Raw genomic sequence first — 20,103 nt, 5'->3', positions numbered from 1 at the left:
GATAATAAGTCAGGCACAAAATCCAGTATTGTACAAATTAACACTATGCTTAAACCATAAATAGTAAATATAAGCTTCTGAAATATAATAATAAATTAAATTCCTTTTTGGGCGTTCTGCATTCAAAGGCTCAATTTTACCTTTAAACACCTGTTTAATATACACAGAATTGATAGCCGATATTCATCAGTTTTGTACATTTTATCGATTAGAATGACGGTGTTTCATTAACTTTTTAGTGACTAAGTACAAAGCAAAGATCACACCACATAAGGTAAAAGTGTTAAAATCTTATCAATTAGTTAAGGTGCTTTACAAAAAGCTTGCATTGTTACGAAAATGTAACTATACATATGGGGCGTTACAAACGGTTAACCTGATTTACCGCTTGTAACGGTTCAATACGGATTGAGAGAACTGTATTGAATTTAGCACTGCGTTTAGGCAATAGCGGGTCAGCCTGCACTTAATTACCGGTTAATCGGTTGGGTATCAGATAAGCGATGATTAAGGCCAACAGCGCAAATAATTAAAAAAGTGTTAATCTCATTGGAAACCAAATTATGTTTTATAAAAGCAAGCTAGCAACTGCTGTATCCGGGGCACTATATGTGATGGTCGCCACAGGCGTTCAGGCACAACAAGCGGAAACAGTTGAAAAGATCGAAGTACGCGGCGTTCGTGGCAGTCTGTCACAATCAATGAACGTAAAACGTCAGTCTACAGGTGTTGTTGACGCCATCTCTGCTGAAGACATGGGTAAATTCCCGGATACTAACCTGGCTGAGTCATTACAGCGTATCACTGGTGTATCGATTAACCGTGTAAACGGTGAAGGTTCTGAAGTAACCGTTCGTGGTTTTGGTGGTAACTTTAACCTTATCACTCTGAACGGTCGTCAGATGCCAGCCGCTAACGTTGCCTCTATTACAGGTAACCCGCTCGACCAGGGCGCGTCTGGTACCACTCGTTCATTCGACTTCTCTAACCTGGCATCAGAAGGTGTTAGCGGCATTGAAGTTTATAAAACAGGTCGCGCAGCGGTACCTTCAGGTGGTATCGGTGCAACAATCAACATTAATACATTAAAGCCACTGGCACAGGGTGATAACCGTGCGTCGGTAGGGGTTAAAGCCGTTAAAGACGAAAGTGGTGATGGCGTAACACCTGAGATGAGCGGTGTGGCCAACTGGGTTAACGATAACGGTAACTTCGGTGTGTCTGTATTCGGTTCTTACCAGGAGCGTGATTCTGGTAGCCGTCACATGAGTGTTGAAAACTATCAGTTATATAACTGGGACGTAAACTCACCAGGTACTTTTGGTCTGGTGCAGGGCGCTAACGTCACCAATGCACCAAATCAGGGACAGTTGGTTGCTATGCCATCTAACCTGGGTTTAGGTGTTAACCACGATAACCGTGAACGTGTCAACGGTATGCTGACTGTTCAGTATGCTCCAAGTGATGAAATGACGATCACTGCCGATGCGACTTATGCCAGCAACGAAATTCAGTCAACTTCAGTGGTTGACGGTATCTGGTTTGCACGTCAGTTCACTGATATGGAATTTGACGGTAACCCGGTAGTGGCTACGCCTATTCGTTTTACTGAAGACATTGATGGCGGTAAAGACTTCTTCTTCCAAAACCTGGTTATGGGTGCAAAAGATGAGTTGTCATCATTTGGCTTTAACGTTGACTGGTGGGCAAATGATTCATTGAACCTGCGTTTTGACGCGAACGTTGCGGAAGCAAAAAGTGGCGGTGCTGGTCCCTATGGTAAAAACGTAATTCGTTTCAACGTAGCGGGTGCAACCGCGGGTTGGCAGACTGTTGACTTCGGTCAGCGCATGCCACAGGCGAGCATCGTGGTTGACGATTCTCAGAAAGGTAACGATAACGGTATCTTCGACCTGCCAGACGTAGGTCCTCAGGTTACCCGTGCGATTTCTTCTGACCAGACGTCTGACGTTGCTCAGTTCCGTTTAGACGGTACCTGGGATCAGGGTTCAGATATCAAACTTGATTTCGGTGTGGGTTACATGAGCACTGAAATGAACCAGGTTCGTTACGAAACTGAAGCACAGCTGGGTGGCTGGGGTGTATCTGATGTAGGTAACATTCCTGAAGGTCTGCTGGAAATCGGTTGTACAGCCTGTGCATTTGAAGATCACGACATGAGCGGCGTTGCCGGTGCAGACGCTATGGCTGTTCCCGCTGGCGCGACCACTATCCCTCTGGGTAGCGTATCGTTCGTTGGTAACGCAGTACACCTGTTAGAAGGCGTTGCTCCGGCATACGGTTTCACTCCAGGCGATCTGCCAGCCGTTGCGTCTGACAACAACACTGTTAAAGAAGACATCATGTCACTTTACGGTATGGCAACAATGGACGGCGAAATTGGTGGCTTTGAAGCTAACCTGGTAGTGGGTTTACGTTATGAGAAGACAGACGTTGAGTCTATCTCTCTGCAATCAGTACCTGAGCAAATCATCTGGTTATCAGATAACGATTTCCGTATCCAGCTGGGTAGCGGTACCGATGCATTGTCAGAGAAGCACTCTTATGAGGCACTGCTGCCGAACATCGATTTGTCAGTTAACCTGACCGATGATTTAAAAGCCCGTTTCTCTTACAGCATGACCCTGGCTCGTCCTGCTTACAACCAGATGTACACTGCAACCAGCATTGGCGCGCCTAGCCGCCCAACTTACCTGGGTGGTCAGGGTTCTGGTAGTCGCGGTAACGCAGCACTGGATCCGCTGGAGTCAAACAACTTCGACCTGTCACTGGAATACTACTACGGTGAGTCGAGCATGGTGTCTGTGGGTTACTACCGTAAAGACGTAGATAACTTCGTAGGTACTCAACAGGTATCACAAAACCTGTTTGGCTTACTTGACCCAACTTCAGGTCAGGCTGGCACCGTTTCTGGCGATGCGATTGCTGAACTGGAATCACGTGGTATCGAAGTTACAGAACGTAACTACTTCACCATGACAGCACTGCTGTCTAACCCGGATGCATTCCCGGGTGGCGCAGATGACTTCGAGGAAGGTCAGGCGTTTGCAGATGACGTATTTGCAAACTACAGTGTTGGTCCGGTAGCGGGCGATCCAAACATGCTGTTTGAGGTAACTCAGCCAGTGAACAACCAAAGCGCTCGTATCTCTGGTTACGAGTTAGCATGGCAGCACTTCTTCGGTGAGTCAGGCTTTGGTTATCAGGCTAACTTCACCATCGTAGACGGTGATATCGGTTACGACGTAGGTGCTGATCCAGCCCTTGACCAGTTTGCTCTGGAAGGTCTGTCTGACAGTGCTAACATCGTTCTGATTTACGAAATGGACGGCTTGTCTGCGCGTGTTGCCTACAACTGGCGTGACTCGTTCCTGAGCGAAGTTAACCGTGGCGTATCTTCTGTTCGTAACCCGCTGTTTATCGACGAGTACGAGCAAGTAGACGTTAACGTAAGCTACGAGTTCAGCGAAAATCTGACTGTCAGCATGGATATCATCAACCTGACTGAAGAAGGCCAGCGCCAGTATGGACGCAGCTACAACAACACCTTCTTTATCCAGGAACTGGACAGACGCTACGTTCTGAACGCGCGTTACACGTTCTAAGTGATGTAAAACCTGACCGGCGCCCCCTGTGCCGGTCAGGCATTTCCCTGTTGTATTCCAGTCAGCATTTGCCTGTCATCACAGCTAAGGGTAGGATGCAGACTGACAGTTTCTTCTTAGCTATTTAGCGAATTTTCCTATGTCTAATATTGCCGTTTTAAACAACGTTGATCACGCCGATATCAAAATCAGTGTCAGTGATACCCACAGCGTTAGCGATAACGTAAATCGTTGTCAGATCTATGCCTCTGAGATCACTGAATTACAAAAAGAATTCCCCATCCTCATTTATCGCGCCGAAGACTCTGAGCTGCTGCAGCTGCACGCGATTCTGGGGCTGGAAAAAAATGAAAACCTGTTCTTATCCGCGACCGGATGGACGACTCGTTATGTACCGGCATTACTGGCCCGCGGCCCGTTTAGCATTGGTTATAGTAAAAATGACAATGGTGAACCGACCGATCCGAAAATATGCCTGGATATGGACGATGCCCGGGTTAATACCTCTCAAGGGGAGGCGGTGTTTATGCCCATGGGCGGCGAATCGCAATATTTACAGTATGTGAAAACAGCCCTGCAAACCATCGAAACCGGCGCGCAATTCAACCATACGTTGTTTACTTTAATCAATGAGCTGGACTTACTTGAGCCGGTGTCTATTCAGATCAAACTGAGTAACGTTGAGCAGGTAAACCTGAATAATTACTACACGATTAATCAGCAAAAGCTTAGCGAACTTGACGGCAATCAACTCGCCAGGCTCAATCAGTACGGTATGCTTAGTGCCTTATTTTTTATTCTGTCTTCAATGGGTAACTTCCAGCGTCTCATCGAACTGAAGAACGCTAAATCGGCAGTACTGTAATTAACTAAGGACGCATTACCATGACGGCCAATCAGGTACTTGTGTTAGAGGGCATCTCACCCGACAACATTCCTTTTGACGATCTTTTTGCGTTAAATAAACCGGTTATTCTAAAAGGGCTGGTAAAACACTGGCCATTGGTTGAGGCCGGAATGCAATCGCCGGAGCAGGTGATGGACTTGCTCGGTGAACATGACGCCGGTAATCCTTTGCTGGTGTATCGGGCGCCAGCCACCATAAACGCCAGGTTTGGCTACAACGAAACCTGCACGGGATTTAATTACCAAAGTGAAAAAGCCCGTCTGCGCGACGTGCTGGCCGAGATCAAAGCTGGCCTCAGCAGTGAGGAGCACGAATACCTCTACATAAACTCCCTGCGCTTTGACCACGGTTTGCCAACACTTAACCAAATGAATACGCTTAATTTTGAGCATCCGGAATTTGCCGGTAACCAGCCGGTCCCCAAAATCTGGATCGGCACCGAATCGGTGGCCGCCGCGCATTTCGACCAACCTAAAAATATTGCCTGTTGTGTGCTCGGTAAACGCCGGTTTACGTTATTTCCGCCTGAACAGGTAGACAATCTGTATCCCGGTCCGCTGTCACCAACGCCCGGTGGGCAGGTGGTTACCACCGCTAATCTTGATGAGCCCGACTTTGAAAAATTCCCACGCTTAAAAACAGCGCTGGAAAATGCCTACATTGCTGATCTACAACCCGGTGACGGACTGTATTACCCCAGCATGTGGTGGCATGAAGTCAGGGCTTTCGACCGCTTTAATGTGATGGTTAACTTTTGGTGGATGACCGCTAAACCTTATTTGGGCAACCCGATGGATGTGTTGATGCATGGCATGCTGACGCTGCGTGATAAACCGGCACAGGAAAAAGCCGCGTGGCGGGCATTGTTTGACTATTATGTGTTTGGTGACGGCGAAAAAGTCATCGAGCATTTGCCGGTGGAATGTCATGGCCCCCTGGCGCAGATGGATGAATTATCGGCGCGCCGTTTACGCGCAATGTTACTGAATAACCTTAATCGATAAATAGGCTTAAATTGATGGCGCAAAAGAAAACCCGTGTTGTTGTAGCCGGCGGCGGCACTGCCGGATGGTTAACCGCGTTTAGTTTAGTGACCCGTTTAGGTAACGTGCTGGATATCACGTTAGTTGAGTCTGATCAGATTGGCACCGTGGGAGTAGGGGAAGCGACTATTCCTACCATGTGCAATTTTCATCAACTGATGGGCATCAACGAACAAGAGTTTATGGCCGCAACAAACGCCACCTTTAAGCTGGGTATTCAGTTTGATAACTGGGCAAACGACGGTGACAGTTATATTCACTCTTTTGGCGAAATCGGCCAGCGTTCATGGATGGCCGAATTTCACGAGTTCTGGATGGAAGCCGCGGCTAATGGTCAGCAGGATAGTCTGGAAGACTATTGCCTGGAATTAAAAGCTGCCAAAGCCAATAAGTTTGCTACTAAGATTGGTAATCGGCCGCTTAACTTTGCCTACCACCTCGACGCTACGGCCTATGCTGCTTACCTTAGAAAGAAATCCGAAGCCGCCGGTGTTACCCGTTGTGAGGGTAAAATTCAGTCGGTGGATACCGATCCTCAAAGTGGTAACTTAACCCGCCTGACACTGGATACGGGTATTGCGATCGAAGGGGATGTGTTTATTGATTGCACCGGTTTCCGCGGGCTGTTAATAGGCGAACATCTTGGTGTCGGATATGAAGACTGGAGTCACTGGCTGGCTGCCGATCGGGCGATTGCTATTCAAACCCAATCTACCGAAGCGCCCAAACCATACACTATCGCCACGGCTCATAAAGCCGGTTGGCAGTGGCGCATTCCGCTACAGTCACGGGTGGGCAACGGGATTGTTTATAGCAGTCGCTTTTTAAGTGACGAGGAAGCACTGGCAACCCTTAAGCAAAACCTCGACGGCGAAATGCTTACCGAGCCCCGTTATCTTAAATTTAAGACCGGCCGACGGGAAAAAGCCTGGCATAAGAACTGTATTTCCGTTGGATTGGCCAGTGGCTTTTTAGAGCCGCTGGAGTCAACCAGTATACATCTGGTTACCACCGCGCTTATCCGACTAATGAAGTTATTCCCATTCAGCAGCGATCACGAACTACTGGCAGAGCAGTACAATCGTGAAACGCAGAAAGAAATGGAGACTATTCGCGATTTTATTATTCTGCACTACAACCTGACCAAACGTGATGACAGTGATTTCTGGGATCATTACCGCACCATGGATATTCCGGAACCCTTAGCCCATCGCATGGCTATCTTTGCACAAAATGGCTATGTGTGGCCAGACGACGTGGCGCTGTTCAGAGTCGATTCCTGGGTGCAGGTAATGATGGGCCAGGGCCTGATGCCAGCACAGCATCACGGGGCAAGTCGAATGTTACCCACCGACGGCTTAAAACAGCAACTCAGTGCATTTAAGCAATCGGTTAATAATGCACTGGGCCAGTTACCCGCCCATGCCGACTTTATTGCCCGGTATTGTCCTGCCGGCGAGCAGGTTAAGTAAGGGCCAGGCATGCAAAAGAATATTACCCGGGTTGTGGTTGTAGGCGGTGGTACCGCCGGTTGGCTTACCGCTGGCATTATTGCGGCCAAGAACCCACTGGTTGGCGAGAACCGTCACACTGAGGTCATACTGGTGGAATCGCCTGACGTTAAAAACCTTGGCGTGGGTGAAGGAACCTGGCCTACTATGCGCGATACGCTGCGTTTGCTGGGCATTGCCGAAAAGCAGTTCCTCAGTGAATGTGAGGCCAGTTTTAAGCAGGCTTCAAAGTTTGTTGGCTGGCAGCAGGGCGGTGAGGATAAGTATTACCATCCCTTTACAGCTCCTGCAGGTTTTGGTGCGGTTAATCTGGTTGAAGCCTGGCACGATGAAGGCTGTCCGGGCGACTTTGAATCCTGGGTTTGTGCCCAGGGCATGGCATGCGAGCGCTATCAGGCGCCGAAAATGCCCCAATTACCCGAATACGCTTACAACTTTAATTACGGCTATCATTTAAGCGCCGATAAATTTGTTGCGCTCCTTCATCGTCATTGCACGGAGCAACTCGGTGTGCAGTATAAAAGCGCCCATGTTGCCGGCATCCAGAGTCATCCCGATGGCGCAATAGCCGCTGTTGAACTGGCGCAAGGCGAGCCGTTGGCAGGTGACTTATTTATTGATTGCAGCGGTTTTAGTGCGCGCTTAATCGGGCAGCATTACAACGTTCCCTTTGTTTCTAAACGGCATATTTTATTTAACGACACGGCAGTGGCAGCCCAGGTGAACCATGCCAGTGACCAAACGCCAATCGCCTCGTGTACGGTTGCTACGGCAAAACCTCACGGCTGGGTATGGGATATCGCGTTACAGTCGCGCCGCGGTATCGGCCATGTATTTGCCAGCGAGTTAACTACCGAGACCCAGGCCGAAGACGCGTTAAGAGCTTATATCAGCAGTGACGAGTCTTTAAGCCAGAAAGCGATAATGTCGCGGACCATCCGTTTCGACCCCGGCCACCGGGCGCGATTCTGGGAACAAAACTGCGTTGCAATCGGGGTGTCCGCTGGTTTTGTTGAACCGCTGGAAGCCACGGCGCTGGTACTGATTGAAAAGTCGGCCGAATGGATAGCCGACCAACTGCCACGCAGCCGGGCTGCCATGGCGGTGCTTCGTAAACGCTACAATGAAATGACGGACGCACGGTGGGGCGAGATTATTGACTTCATCAAACTGCATTATGTGTTAAGTGAGCGCCGCGACAGCCCCTATTGGCAGGCCCATGCCGATCCTGCATCCTGGACAGACAGCCTGCAGGAAGCGTTGCAGTTATGGCAAAGTCAGCCGCCTGGCCTGTTAGAAACTAATCTGCGCCAGGAGCTTTTTTCCTCCGCCAGTAAACAATACGTATTGTATGGTATGGGGTTTCGCTCCCATGACTGGCAGCCGGGTGGCATTACCAGCCTGCGCAAACCACTAATCGAACGGGTGCGCCGGGAGTTTTTGCATAACGGCGATAAACTGTTAGCGCAGTTGCCAACAAACCGGGAGTATTTTAACCGGCTTAAAGCGGGCTAGCGCTTAGCAATAATATAAACCGCGTGCACAATGCCCGGGATATAGCCCAGCAGCGTCAGTAAAATATTGATCCAGAATTGCGCGCCAATACCGACTTGCAGAAACACGCCCAGCGGTGGCAGTAAAATTGACAATAATATGCGTAGAATATCCATGGTTTTCACCTTATTTGTGTAGAAAACCATGGATGTTGCAAGGGCCTTGCCAGTTAGTGGTCATTAGTGACAGCAACTGGCCTGGGAAGACTTAGTCATTTTTTGTTGCAGTGCCTTCCAGCCATTTCTAATCATTAAACCACCGAGAAGCACAGCACACAGTGCGTAGATTGGTGAGATCTCTGAGTGTTGATGGGTCGACTGTCCCAGGGCGATCCACGACTGCAGTGAAAAATGACTCACCAGCAGGTTCAGGGTGTAACCCAGCAAAATACTGGCGCTCATCACACTTGTGATATACAGCATGAGGGTTCGTTTGCCCATTTCCTTAGCAATCATCCCCATGGTTGAAATATTCGTGGCCGGGCCGGCCAGTAAAAATACCAGCACGGCACCAGGAGATAAGCCGGCACTTAAAAAGCCTACCGCAATAGGCGTTGATGCTGTGGCACAGATATACATCGGAATCCCAATCACCGCCATAACCAGCATGGCCACCAGACCGTCGCCCCAGATGGTCAGAAAGTCGGTGGGTACCCAGGTTTGAATTGCTGCGGCGAGCGCCAGACCTATCAACAACCAGACGGTAATATCAATAAGCAGTTTGCCACTGGAAAATTGCCAGATAGCGGCGACTTTGTCTGTAAAGCCGGGTTTATTTGCATGTGAGGCTGAGCTGCTTTCGCTGTCGCAGCAAGAAGACGTACTTGCTGGTGTCGCCTGTGCTTTTTCAGTGCTGCAGCAGGATGGCGTTCTGACCGGCTCAGCTGGCTTGCTGCTACAACAGGATGATGATGTTTCTTCTACGGCAGGTTTACTGCTACAGCAGCTTTGGGGTGCATCGGCCGGTGTAGCATGGGCCTCATTGCTGGTTGCTGATGCTTCTTTATCGAACCACTTCACCATCATACCGGCGTAGATAGCGCTGATGATGGCACAAAATGGACGGACTATGGCGAACAGCGGGCCAAGCAGCGCATAGGACACAGAAACGGAATCCACACCCGTTTCCGGGGTCGACACCAGAAACGATACGGTGGCGGGCTTTGAGGCACCGCTGCGGCGTAACCCCACTGCTGCAGGGATCACACCACAGGAACACAGAGGCAGAGGCGCGCCAATCACCGCTGCTTTACCAACGGCGCCGGCACTGGCACTGCCCATGTGTTTTTGTAACATACTGATGGGGACGAGTTCATGCATTACGCCGGCTACCAGCAGGCCGAGCAATAACCACGGCGCTGACTCCATAAACAGTAATAAAAAGTTTTGTGCTAACAGGGCGATATCGCTCATGATGCCTCCATGGAATCGAGGGCCTGCAGGATAGAGCAGTGTTCGGCGCTTTCAGGGCCGCCACAACAGGCCGTATGCAGGGTTTTTAATGACATGCGTATTTTCTCCAGCTCCGCAATCTTTTCGTCCAGCTCCTGAACCTTGCGCGCTGTTACCTGTTTCACTTCTTCGCAGGTGTGCGCATCGGGGTGTAGGCGCAGTTCCAGTAACTCGCTGATTTCATCGAGTGTAAATCCAACCGCTTTGGCTCGCTTAATAAATTGCAAGCGGGCGAGGTCGGTGCTTGAGAACAACCGGTAGCCGGCATCCGAGCGCAGTGACGCGTGCACCAGCCCTTTGTTTTCATAGAAACGCACGGTATCGACGGTTAGTCCGGTAAGCTTAGCCAACTGGCCAATTTTGTAATGTTTTGTCTTCATGCTGTTAGTGTAAACCCTGGAGTTAGCTCCAGAGTCAAGCATAGCAAAAAAACCGCAGTTACACAGTCGCTACAATATCCCCGGTGCAGGTAATAAAGGCGTGAATGGCACTGGAGGGATTGTCCTTGCGCGACACCAGATAGGTCGGCGCACTGGCAATATCCGGCTCAACGGTTGCGACTTTAAGCCCGTCGGTTTGGTGCAGGGCCAGCAGGGAGCGCGGGACCATACCAATACCCATACCGGCTATAACACAGCCTATCATGGTAAAGTGGCTGGGGATTTCTATTACTCGCTCGCAAGTATGCCCATGCTTTTTAAACCAGGTTTCCAGGCGGTGCCGGTAAGAGCAGCCTTTTTGATAGCCTACCATGGTCAGTGAGGCGGGTAAGTCGTTTAGGTCTGGCCAGTCAGAGGGCATGATAAGGACCAACTCCTCGTCGAAACATCGCACGCTGTTGAGGCGGGGATCGTCGGGTGGATCCGAAGCCATTGCCACATCCAGTTCGCCATCGATCACCTTGTCAATAAGCGGCATCGATGCCATGGTGAGTAATTCAATCTGAACGGCGTGATAATGCTGATGAAACGCCGATAGAATAAGCGGCAGTCGCGAGGCAGCACTACTTTCCATAGAGCCGAGGCGGAGTAATCCTGAGGGCTCTCCCTGGGTTAATTCGGCCAGGGCACTTTTGTGTAAGTGTAATATCTGGTTGGCGTAATCGAGCAGCCGGAGCCCTGCGGAAGTAACGGTGAGACGGTTATTCGTGCGCAGAAAAAGCTCAACATTCAGTTCCTGTTCCAGTTTTTTGATGCGAGCGGTCACGTTAGAGGGTACACGGTGCAGCGACTCAGCTGCCCGGCTAACACTATTATGCTCAATGACTGCTTTAAAAACGGTAAGGTCGGCTATATCCATCTGGGTTTCCGGAATTAAAATGAGGTCGGTTTCTTTCATAAATAATGAAAGAAACCTTCTTTATTATTCATTATAGATGAATGACTGAATAGCTTATACTTATCGACAATGAAATCAAGAAGGGAATGCAACCTAATGAGTGAGACTAACGGGCAACCGCAACCCCACGCAGGCAGTAGCCTGCCCAAAGCGGGGTTGGCCTACGCATTGTGTGCGGTCATGATTTGGACTGGGTTCATTTTAGTCTCAAAGGCGGGCGCATTGGCAGCGCTTGCGATCCCGGACATGATTATGGTGCGTTTTGGCACGGCCTTTGTGTTGTTCTCACCTTTCATCTGGCAGCATCGCAAGGTCATTTGTCAGTGGCGTATGGCCGTTTTGGGCGGTATTGGGGGATTAGCCTATGCCTTGTCGGTCTTTACCGGCTTTGCCAATGCGCCGGCAACCCATGCTGCACTATTATTACCGGGCCTGATGCCGATTATGATTGCGGTCTTTGCGTATTTTATTGCCGGAGAACGTCATACTTTGTCTTCCTGGCTTGGTATTGGGGTAAGCAGCCTGGGCATTGCTGCATTGTTAACTGAAACGCTGTTGGTTGATAACCGATACTGGTCCGGTGATGTGAGTTTTGTATTTGCGTGCGTGTGCTGGGGAATATTCACGGTGTTATTGCGACGTTGGCAGTTTGCGCCATGGCACGCAACGCTGGGGATTATTGCCGTGACGACACTCCTGTTTACGCCAGTCTATGCGCTGTTTTTACCCCACCATATTAGTTCGGCGTCCTGGCAAATGCTCGGGTTACAGGCGTTCTATCAGGGCGTGATGGCAACGACCATTCAAATGGTGTTGTACGGTCGGGCGGTTCATCTGATTGGAGCAACGAGAATGGGCGGACTGATGGCGTTAGTGCCGGTTTTTGCCAGTGTTCTGGCTGTGCCCTTGTTTAACGAGCAGTGGACGCCGGGGCTAACCATTGCGTTATTGCTAATCCTTGCCGGTACGCTGATCAGTAATTTTCCGGTACGGTTGGTCATTGGAAAGTGGCGCCGAAAGTCATCCTGCACGGCGTAACCCTACTTACAAAAAAGCCGCTGGAGGGTAAACCTGCCAGCGGCTTGTTACAGTCAGTGAATATTTGTCAGCCTTTATAAGGCTAAGGGCTTACCAGCCACACTGACGGTCTTCATTTTGCTCATCCAGCCAGGTTTTAAGTGGCTGGAAGTAATTCACAATGGTGCTTGCGTCCATTTTATCCGTGCCGGTAAGCGTTTGCAGTGCTTCCTGCCAGGGTTTGCTCTGGCCCATCTCCAGCATGGCATTCAGGGCGTCCCCCGCCTCTTTACTGCCGTAAATCGAGCAGCGGTTCAGCGGACCTTCGTCGCCAGCTACATCACATAAGGCTTTGTGGAACTGGAACTGCAGAATGTGAGCAAGGAAATAGCGGGTGTAGGGCACATTGGCCGGAACATGGTACTTTGCGCCAGGATCGAAAGCGTTTGCATCGCGGTCTACCGGGGCCATGACCCCCTGATACTTCTGACGTAAATTCCACCATAGCTCGTTGTAATCATCGGGTCCGACTTCACCGGCCATGACTTTCCAGCGCCATTGGTCAACCATCAGGCCAAATGGAATAAAAGCAATTTTATCCAGTGCCGTTTGTAATAACATACCCACATCATTGGAAGGATCCGGAATTTCATCAATCAGACCAATTTCTTTAAGGTATTTCGGGGTAATCGACAGGGCAATGGTATCGCCAATGGCTTCGTGAAAACCGTCGTTGGCAGACGTGCGGTATAACAGGGGTTCCTGATTGTAGGCACGCTGGTAATAGTTATGACCGAGTTCATGGTGAATAACGTTAAATTCTTCGCCGGTGATCTGAATACACATTTTGATGCGCAAGTCGTCTTTATCGTCAACATTCCAGGCCGAAGCGTGGCATTGTACGTCCCGATCGGCAGGTTTACTGAACTGTGAACGCTCCCAGAATGTTGCTGGCAATTCCTCAAAGCCCAGCGAGGAGAAGAACGACTCAGCTTGCCTGACCATTTTGATTTCGTCGTAATCCTGATCACGCAATGCGCCTGTTACATCGGGGACTTCCATGGGCTCGTCCGGTTTGACCAAATCGTAAATGTTGCCCCAGCTTTGCGCCCACATATTACCCAGTAAATGGGCTGGGATCGGTTTGTCCTGAGGCACGATATCTTCACCGTAATATTCTCCCAGCTCAGCACGAACATGACAGTGCAGGGCGTCATAAAAGGGTTTTACCTGGCCCCATAAGCGGTCCAGCTCTACTGGAAAGTCATCGGCGGGCATATCATATTTACTGCGCCACAGTTCACTGACATTCGCAAATCCCAGTTCCGCTGCCCCCTCATTGGCGATAACCACTTGTTCGGCATACAAGTCTTTCATCGGCACAGACACTTCGCGCCAGCCTTGCCAGTATTCCAGTAGCAAATCGGCATCACGGGAAGTGGCCATTTCGGCACTCATGTCGACCAGACCAATGCAGTCATTTTCAGAACGACAGTATTTACCTTTACCGTACATGCCATCCAGCTCAGAACTGATTTTTGCTAAACGTTTCGACTTCTTTGGGCTCGCCGGCGGTGGCATGGTCAGGGACGTTCGCATCAGGTTGAGTTTTCGACGCAGATCGGCATCAACCTCGACTTCGTTATATTCTGCTGCCTGTTTGGCCAGTTCAGATGCCCGGTTTGAAAAAAGCTCAGAAATATAGGCATTTACTGTAGCGGTATCTTCATTGATATTGGTGGCATACAACCAGGCCGCCTTTGCTGCGGGGACCTGCATCTTTTCCATTTCACGCTGGGCAGATTCGACAAACATGGCGGCATCTTCAGCGGTGTACATGGGCCTGGTTTCGGTGGTTTCCTGTGCTGGTTCACTGGCTGGCTGACAGCCGCCTAATGCGGCAAGCAGGCCCAGTGAAACTAAAGAAAGTCGGGTCATTTTCATAATGCTTCTCTCGTTGTTGAGAATTGAAGAGCCTGATGCTATTCATTCCCTTGTTGTTATCTTGCAATGATTCAGGCAGTCCTATCAGTAACCCCACAGGGGGCACTTATCGCTGCGTTGTTACACTGTAATCACATTCCCAACTAAAGCCAAGTGGCATGCAGCAATATGGGCTGACGTGTTTTCATCAGTGAAATTTAGGGCGGGGCATTAATCAGTACTGAAATAAAATGAGAAGGGGTTTAGCTCATAAGTAACACTGCGGTTGTGGTGAAAGCGTTATAATCGCTTCAAACAGCACTGCTTATATTTTTTGTTACTGCCACAAAAACAGGGGTCGTTTCGGCCAGTTTTCAGCAAGCCTGAATCGCTGTGCATAGTACCTGTGGTATAACGCCATTCACCGTCTTCTAAAATAAAGTCACTGGTTTCATGCATCAGGTAAGGTTTGTGGTGCAGTGTATAGTAGGCTTTAAATTCCACCTGGTCTGTTGTTCTGCCACCCTGATGTGGTTTGGATGGTGGTGTGACTACCGACAAGCTCAACCATTTGGTTCCCTGAGCGCTGTCTTCGAGCGTTTGTTCATTTAATGCCTTACGCTGACTTTTAGCGTAGGTCTTTAAAATATACGCCCAGTTATTTATGCAGTAAGCACTAAAGCGTGAGCGCATTAACGCTTCGGCTGTCTCAGCAATAGCTACCCCGGTATGTTTGGGTTCGCAACATTCACTGTACAGCTTCTTACTACAACAATAACACAACACCGGCTTATTCCGTTTTCAGGGTAATGCCGATAGTGTAAGGCCTGTCGTTTGGTTTACCAAGGACCTTGTAAAATATTACCGGCCACTTTGTCGTTAACGGATACCGCTACCAACGACACTGCATATTGTTCACACAGTTGTTTAATGGAAACCCGCTCCTGAGGCGTCAGGATAAGATCTTCCACGTAAATTGAACGGCACTGACCACTGGTAATGAGCCGGCGGATCCAGGCAGGTACTTTTTCCTGATCAGGTTTCTGTATACGTATGGCGTAGTCGATATCTTTCTGAAACGCCACGGAGTTAGACAACAAATATGACCAGCCTTTTTGTGCCGGTACGCGTTTTGCCACGCGCTGAGGAAATTGAAGTATGTTGCTTTCAGTTTCAAATGTAGTGGTTGCCAATGTCATTTTGCTTTCCTGTTAATATATACAGTGTATGGATATACAGTAATACTGTATAAAACAACATGCAAGTTTTTTTGCTACTTTTTTAATCGATCTGTTTGTGCAGTAAATGCAGGGCAAACAGGAAAACCCAGCTATACACTCTGACTATGTCACCCCCGGTTACATTTTCTTTATTGCGTAAAGGGCGTCTCAGCGCTTTACTCAGTAGAGTCAAACTAATAGGAGCGGCTTTTATGGCTATGATTAAACGTATTTTGTTACTGGCAGCACTGCTGTTAGGTGCCTTGCTTTGTTATCAGGCCGGGTTTGCCACCGGCACTTTTATTCTGGTTATCTCAGGAATGCTGCTGGAGTTAGGGTTTTGGTTGGGTATCTATAAGTGGGAAAAGGCCAGGCCGCTGTCTCAACAGCCTAAGTGATCGGCTTAACGTTTTGAAATGTCTGACGGTATTTCGACGGTGATACCGAAAGATACTTATTAAAATTGTGTCTCAGGGTTACGGCACTGTCAAAGCCTGCCCGTTCAGCAATTTGCTCAATGGGTAAATGAGTGGATTCCAGTAACTGGCGGGCAACTTCCAGTTTACGTTCGCACAACCACTGATGGGGGGTCATATTAAACTGGCGGATAAAGTGCCGGTCAAAGGTTCGTCGGGTCATATTCGCTTTATTGGCAATTTGCGCCACCGTTAAGCCCGGTCCGCTGTGTTTAACCGCCCAGTCGAGCACTTTCGCCAACGCCGAATTGGTCCTGGCCAGAGGTGTTTGGACAAACTGAGACTGCCCACCGTCTCTGTGAGCCGGTAAAACCAATCTGCGCGCTACCGCATTGGCGTGCTCGTAGCCGTAATCGTCGCGGATCACTGCCACGCCCAAATCAATAGCGGCGGCACTGCCTGCCGAACAACCTATTTTGCCGTCATACCAGTACAAACTGTCATCCCGGTAGGTAATGTGGGGGAACCGCTGCTTAAATTGGCCTGCATAGCGCCAGTGCGTTATGGCTGTACGCTGGTTGAGTAGCCCGAGAGCTGCCAACAAAAATGAGCCGGAGCAAAAACTGATAATCCGGCCGCCCTGTTCGTAATGACGAAGTACTTCACTGGCCAGCAATGGGTCAATGGTCCCGATATTTACCGGAAAGCTGGGGATCACCAGCAAATCAGTGTCAGGCAGCTTAACGACACGAGGGCACTTAAACACCGTGTTACCGGGGCCCGTAAACGTATTATCACTCAAAGTGACTGTTTGGGTCTGGTACCAGTCTTCAAACTCGGGCCGGGGCAGGGCGAAGAGTTCGGTAGCGCAGCCGAGTTCAAACAAAGAGAGCGTCTCACACAGCAAAATGGTGACTTTTATCATACTATTTTGCGCTATCTGCGCTTTAGGTTGTCTATATATTATCGATAATAGTCATTTTAGACAGTTGGGGCAACGCGAATCGGCGGTGATAATTAATTTACCGTTATCAAAGGAGCTTTATTATGCCATCTACTGTTATTCGCCCCAGACCCGCTGCCAGCGCAGAAGCCCTGGCCCATTTTCAAAACTTGCTGAAGTTTGAAACCGATTGTTGGGATGTACACTATGCACTGCACAATGACCTCACCGATTTTGTATTGCTCGATGTGCGTGCTGAAGAGGTTGCCCGTCTGGGATACATCGCAGGCGCAACGTTTATGCCTCATGCCCAGATAAACGAAGACAGGTTATCGGCTTATCCTGCAGAAACGGTCTTTGTGGTGTATTGCGCCGGACCGCACTGCAACGCTACTGAAAAAGCCGCTATCAGACTGGCGCGCTTAGGTCGTCCGGTTAAAAAAATGATTGGCGGGGTTACCGGCTGGCTCGATGAAGGCTTTGAGTTAGCCTGTGATGAATAAAGTGACTGTCCGCCAGGCTGTTCAAAGCGACCTTGATGCAGTATTGACGTTAATGGAAGCGCTGGCAGAATTTGAAGGTTATCACCACCATTTTAAAGTGGATCGTCACAGCCTGGCGCAGCTCATTACGGATAACCGGCATACCGGTGTGCTGGTAGCGGAGAGTCCGTCAGCCGTCACGGGCATTCTGGTGTACTTTTATCAGCCGTTTACTTACGACCTCAAACCGTGGCTGGTGATCAAAGAGTTAATTGTGACGCCACATGCCAGAGGTCAAGGCGTGGGTGAAGCGTTATTTAACGAAGCTAAAGCCCTTTGTAAAGCTGTAGGAGGGAGCAAACTAAAGTGGGAGGTGCTGGCTGCCAACCATCAGGCTAAACGGTTTTATCAGCGCCAGGGGGGGCGGGTTGAAGATCGCTGGCAGTTAATGACACTCACTCTTAACTAACAGCTTCCAGGTGTATACCGAAGCCAACGTTCGCTTACACCTGGCTACTTTCACAGTTTAGCGGTTCACCGTTACTGTTTTGAGAAATGACTTTTTTATCGCTAACGAGAAATATCACCCGTTTGCTGATTTCAAAGCTTTTGAAGTTGCCACACTTACCGGTTAGCACGATGTTATTACTGAGTCTGAAGTAATAGGTATATTCGCCGCTGCCCGACAGTAATGAATAAGACAGCTCTTTGTCCTCACCATCTTCCAGCGCGCCAAAAGATAATTTGTTGTCGCTCAGACTAATGCTGGCCTGAATAATTTCGCTGTCGGAACTGTTGAGTAAGCTGATGCTTGGCGAGCTGATATGGTATGCCCAGTAGAGTATTGCTGCAATAACACAGCCCGTAGTGAGTCTTTTCAGATACATAACCACCCCCAACAGTGAAAGGACTGGCCTGGAGGGAATAAAGAGAATGTGTGGTCTGCCATGTTTTCAATCCGTGAAATCTGGTAAATGGAGTAACGATAAGTCCTTGTTACCTGAATAATATTGCAGTGTTCTGCTTATAAAGCAAGCAGAGCAGCATGAAGGGGCAACACATCCGGCCTCCTTGCCAGCTGTGTTTTTCATGTTCTTAAGACCTGTGCAGACTGTCTTACTGGTAGCGTTGCCAGGCCTGCATCGAACCAATAAAGATATCGACCTGTTCAAATCCCTGTGCCAGTAAATAACTGGCAGCCGCGGTGGCGCGCTTACCACTGCCACAAGCCACTGTGTAATGACATGACTTGTCCAGTTGATGATGCCTGTCAGGTAAATAGCCTAAATAAAGATGCTGTGCATCAGCAAACCCGGCGTTGTCGAGTTCTTCGTGCTTACGCACATCCAGCAGTTGCCAGTTGGCTGGCGATGCTTTAATGCGTTGGTCCACGATATCTGCGGTGACAGATTTAACATGCTGATGCTGATAATCCTCAACGGTCACCGGAGCCGGTACTATGGTCAGGTAGCCAGCAATCTGGTGATAACCCATCCGCCATAATTGGCGGGCACTGTCGGCGGCCTGAGCTGCGGAATCAGCAACCAGCGCTACCGGTGTGGAATAATCAAGAAACCAGCCGCCATAGGCGCTTAGCAGGCCCCCTGGTAAGTTCAGACTGCCCGGATAATGACCGTCGCGAAACTGGGCATGACTCCTCACATCTATTAAAACGCCGGGGCGCTCTGCGCTTTGTTGCCATGCAGACTGCCATTCAGGCGTCAGTAACTGACAGGCGGCAGACGGTACAGAGGTATCCAGGCCGGTAAGGTTAGACTGCTCCATTTTCTTAAAATACGGGGCTATGTAATGCTTTTCGGCTAGTTTTCGTTCTATAAACGCCTTTTTAGAGGCGCACTGATAGCCGGGGTTTTGCCGTCTCTCAATACCAATCGTAGTAAACTCCCGTTCAGCCATGCCAGACCCGCACACAGAGCCGGCACCGTGAGCAGGGTAGACGATGATATCGTCGCCAAGCGCGGCGAGTGTTTGCAGGCTGTCATAAAGCAGGCCCGCCATCTCTGCCATTTGTTCGGGGTAAAAATCCGTGCGGCCGACTTCACTGACAAATAAGGTATCGCCGGTAAATACGCCAATGGGCTGACCATCCTGTTCATTGTCGATAGCCAGCAGGCATATGCTGTCTTTCGTATGGCCGGGGGTGGCGATGACCTCCAGTGTCCATTTACCCACTTCAACTGTGTCGCCGTTATTTGCCTGGCGGGCGTATTCAATGGGTTCGTCGGCGTCTTTACCATGGTAAATCTCAGCGCCGGTCTGATTGGCCAGCGCTACAGCGCCAGAGATAAAGTCTTCGTTGCGATGGGTTTCGATGATGGTCGTTATCCGGCAGGCATGATTGTCGGCAAGCGACAGGTAATGCTGAGTATCTAACTGAGGGTCAATAACACAGGCTTCTCCGTTGCTGCCTATTACGTAAGAAAGGTGCGCAATGCCCTGTGTTTTAACCGATTCAACAAACATAAGTGAGCTCCGCTTCGCTGTTGTGCTGTGCACAACGCGAATTTAATGTATTTCACAGGGAGCAGATTCAATTGTTATGCCGAATAAAAAATAATGGTAAAACAATTAGTTAGATTTTATAGCGCTGAGGTTATGCCACGCGGAAAGAAATATTCACTTAATCCTATATAAAATTTACATAACGCAAA

At 49.4% G+C, this 20,103-nt stretch carries 19 protein-coding genes; 9 read left to right on the top strand and 10 right to left on the bottom strand.

Features of this window, described 5'->3' with window-relative positions; translation table 11 throughout:
• Positions 1-614: 614 nt before the first annotated feature.
• The 5 genes from AC27IB_RS04140 to AC27IB_RS04120 all read left to right on the top strand — a co-directional run bounded on the left by AC27IB_RS04140 (position 615) and on the right by AC27IB_RS04120 (position 8,602).
• Positions 615-3,626 carry a TonB-dependent receptor gene (locus tag AC27IB_RS04140; RefSeq protein WP_487119280.1) on the top strand — a complete coding sequence of 1,004 codons (3,012 nt, stop codon included), beginning with the start codon at positions 615-617 and terminating at the stop codon, positions 3,624-3,626.
• 139 nt (positions 3,627-3,765) lie between these two features.
• On the top strand, positions 3,766-4,491 hold the full coding sequence (locus tag AC27IB_RS04135; RefSeq protein WP_487119128.1) for a SapC family protein: 726 nt from the start codon (positions 3,766-3,768) through the stop codon (positions 4,489-4,491).
• Positions 4,492-4,511: 20 nt separating this feature from the next.
• A complete protein-coding gene (locus AC27IB_RS04130; protein WP_296043806.1) occupies positions 4,512-5,537 on the top strand; it encodes a cupin-like domain-containing protein in 1,026 nt (341 codons plus the stop codon).
• Positions 5,538-5,551: 14 nt separating this feature from the next.
• Positions 5,552-7,048, top strand: a complete 1,497-nt coding sequence (locus AC27IB_RS04125; RefSeq protein WP_296043808.1) for a tryptophan halogenase family protein — start codon at positions 5,552-5,554, stop codon at positions 7,046-7,048.
• A gap of 9 nt (positions 7,049-7,057) precedes the next feature.
• A complete protein-coding gene (locus AC27IB_RS04120) occupies positions 7,058-8,602 on the top strand; it encodes a tryptophan halogenase family protein (RefSeq protein WP_487119125.1) in 1,545 nt (514 codons plus the stop codon).
• Here the strand turns inward: AC27IB_RS04120 and AC27IB_RS04115 are convergent.
• The 4 genes from AC27IB_RS04115 to AC27IB_RS04100 form a co-directional block, all read right to left on the bottom strand.
• Complete coding sequence (locus AC27IB_RS04115) at positions 8,599-8,757, bottom strand: YqaE/Pmp3 family membrane protein (protein ID WP_105935811.1); 159 nt, start codon at positions 8,755-8,757, stop codon at positions 8,599-8,601. The genes AC27IB_RS04120 and AC27IB_RS04115 overlap by 4 nt on opposite strands.
• A gap of 63 nt (positions 8,758-8,820) precedes the next feature.
• Complete coding sequence (locus tag AC27IB_RS04110; RefSeq protein ID WP_487119123.1) at positions 8,821-10,053, bottom strand: SO_0444 family Cu/Zn efflux transporter; 1,233 nt, start codon at positions 10,051-10,053, stop codon at positions 8,821-8,823.
• Entirely contained in the window at positions 10,050-10,472 is a 423-nt protein-coding gene (gene zntR / locus AC27IB_RS04105) for a Zn(2+)-responsive transcriptional regulator (protein WP_296043817.1), read from the bottom strand. The genes AC27IB_RS04110 and zntR overlap by 4 nt, the downstream gene beginning before the upstream one ends.
• 58 nt (positions 10,473-10,530) lie before the next feature.
• On the bottom strand, positions 10,531-11,430 hold the full coding sequence (locus tag AC27IB_RS04100; protein WP_487119121.1) for a LysR family transcriptional regulator: 900 nt from the start codon (positions 11,428-11,430) through the stop codon (positions 10,531-10,533).
• A 96-nt stretch (positions 11,431-11,526) separates the two neighbouring features.
• Here AC27IB_RS04100 and AC27IB_RS04095 point away from each other — a divergent pair, with 96 nt between their 5' ends.
• Positions 11,527-12,468 (top strand): DMT family transporter, encoded by a 942-nt coding sequence (locus tag AC27IB_RS04095; RefSeq protein WP_487119119.1) that lies wholly within the window; start codon positions 11,527-11,529, stop codon positions 12,466-12,468.
• Between the two features lie 90 nt (positions 12,469-12,558).
• Here AC27IB_RS04095 and AC27IB_RS04090 read toward each other — a convergent pair whose 3' ends face one another.
• The 3 genes from AC27IB_RS04090 to AC27IB_RS04080 all read right to left on the bottom strand — a co-directional run bounded on the left by AC27IB_RS04090 (position 12,559) and on the right by AC27IB_RS04080 (position 15,569).
• Positions 12,559-14,391, bottom strand: a complete 1,833-nt coding sequence (locus AC27IB_RS04090; RefSeq protein WP_487119117.1) for a M2 family metallopeptidase — start codon at positions 14,389-14,391, stop codon at positions 12,559-12,561.
• 279 nt (positions 14,392-14,670) lie between these two features.
• Entirely contained in the window at positions 14,671-15,156 is a 486-nt protein-coding gene (locus AC27IB_RS04085) for a YchJ family protein (RefSeq protein WP_487119115.1), read from the bottom strand.
• Positions 15,157-15,209: 53 nt separating this feature from the next.
• Complete coding sequence (locus AC27IB_RS04080) at positions 15,210-15,569, bottom strand: hypothetical protein (RefSeq protein WP_296043828.1); 360 nt, start codon at positions 15,567-15,569, stop codon at positions 15,210-15,212.
• Between the two features lie 233 nt (positions 15,570-15,802).
• Here AC27IB_RS04080 and AC27IB_RS04075 point away from each other — a divergent pair, with 233 nt between their 5' ends.
• On the top strand, positions 15,803-15,988 hold the full coding sequence (locus tag AC27IB_RS04075) for a hypothetical protein (RefSeq protein WP_296043830.1): 186 nt from the start codon (positions 15,803-15,805) through the stop codon (positions 15,986-15,988).
• Here the strand turns inward: AC27IB_RS04075 and AC27IB_RS04070 are convergent.
• A complete protein-coding gene (locus AC27IB_RS04070) occupies positions 15,981-16,931 on the bottom strand; it encodes a helix-turn-helix domain-containing protein (protein WP_487119112.1) in 951 nt (316 codons plus the stop codon). The two genes, AC27IB_RS04075 and AC27IB_RS04070, sit on opposite strands and share 8 nt — an antisense overlap.
• A gap of 122 nt (positions 16,932-17,053) precedes the next feature.
• On the opposite strand from AC27IB_RS04070, the gene AC27IB_RS04065 reads away from it, so the two are divergent.
• Complete coding sequence (locus tag AC27IB_RS04065) at positions 17,054-17,452, top strand: rhodanese-like domain-containing protein (protein ID WP_487119110.1); 399 nt, start codon at positions 17,054-17,056, stop codon at positions 17,450-17,452.
• Positions 17,445-17,900, top strand: a complete 456-nt coding sequence (locus AC27IB_RS04060) for a GNAT family N-acetyltransferase (RefSeq protein WP_296043837.1) — start codon at positions 17,445-17,447, stop codon at positions 17,898-17,900. The genes AC27IB_RS04065 and AC27IB_RS04060 overlap by 8 nt, the downstream gene beginning before the upstream one ends.
• A gap of 34 nt (positions 17,901-17,934) precedes the next feature.
• On the opposite strand, the gene AC27IB_RS04055 is transcribed toward AC27IB_RS04060, so the two are convergent.
• Both AC27IB_RS04055 and AC27IB_RS04050 read right to left on the bottom strand, forming a co-directional pair.
• Entirely contained in the window at positions 17,935-18,318 is a 384-nt protein-coding gene (locus AC27IB_RS04055; protein ID WP_296043839.1) for a hypothetical protein, read from the bottom strand.
• Between the two features lie 229 nt (positions 18,319-18,547).
• Positions 18,548-19,915 (bottom strand): MBL fold metallo-hydrolase, encoded by a 1,368-nt coding sequence (locus AC27IB_RS04050; RefSeq protein ID WP_487119107.1) that lies wholly within the window; start codon positions 19,913-19,915, stop codon positions 18,548-18,550.
• Positions 19,916-20,103: the final 188 nt, after the last annotated feature.

This window comes from Alteromonas sp. 4NH20-0104, from assembly GCF_057547795.1.
The sequence above is the reverse complement of the archived record's forward strand: the minus strand, read 5'-3'. Positions and strand labels throughout refer to the sequence as shown.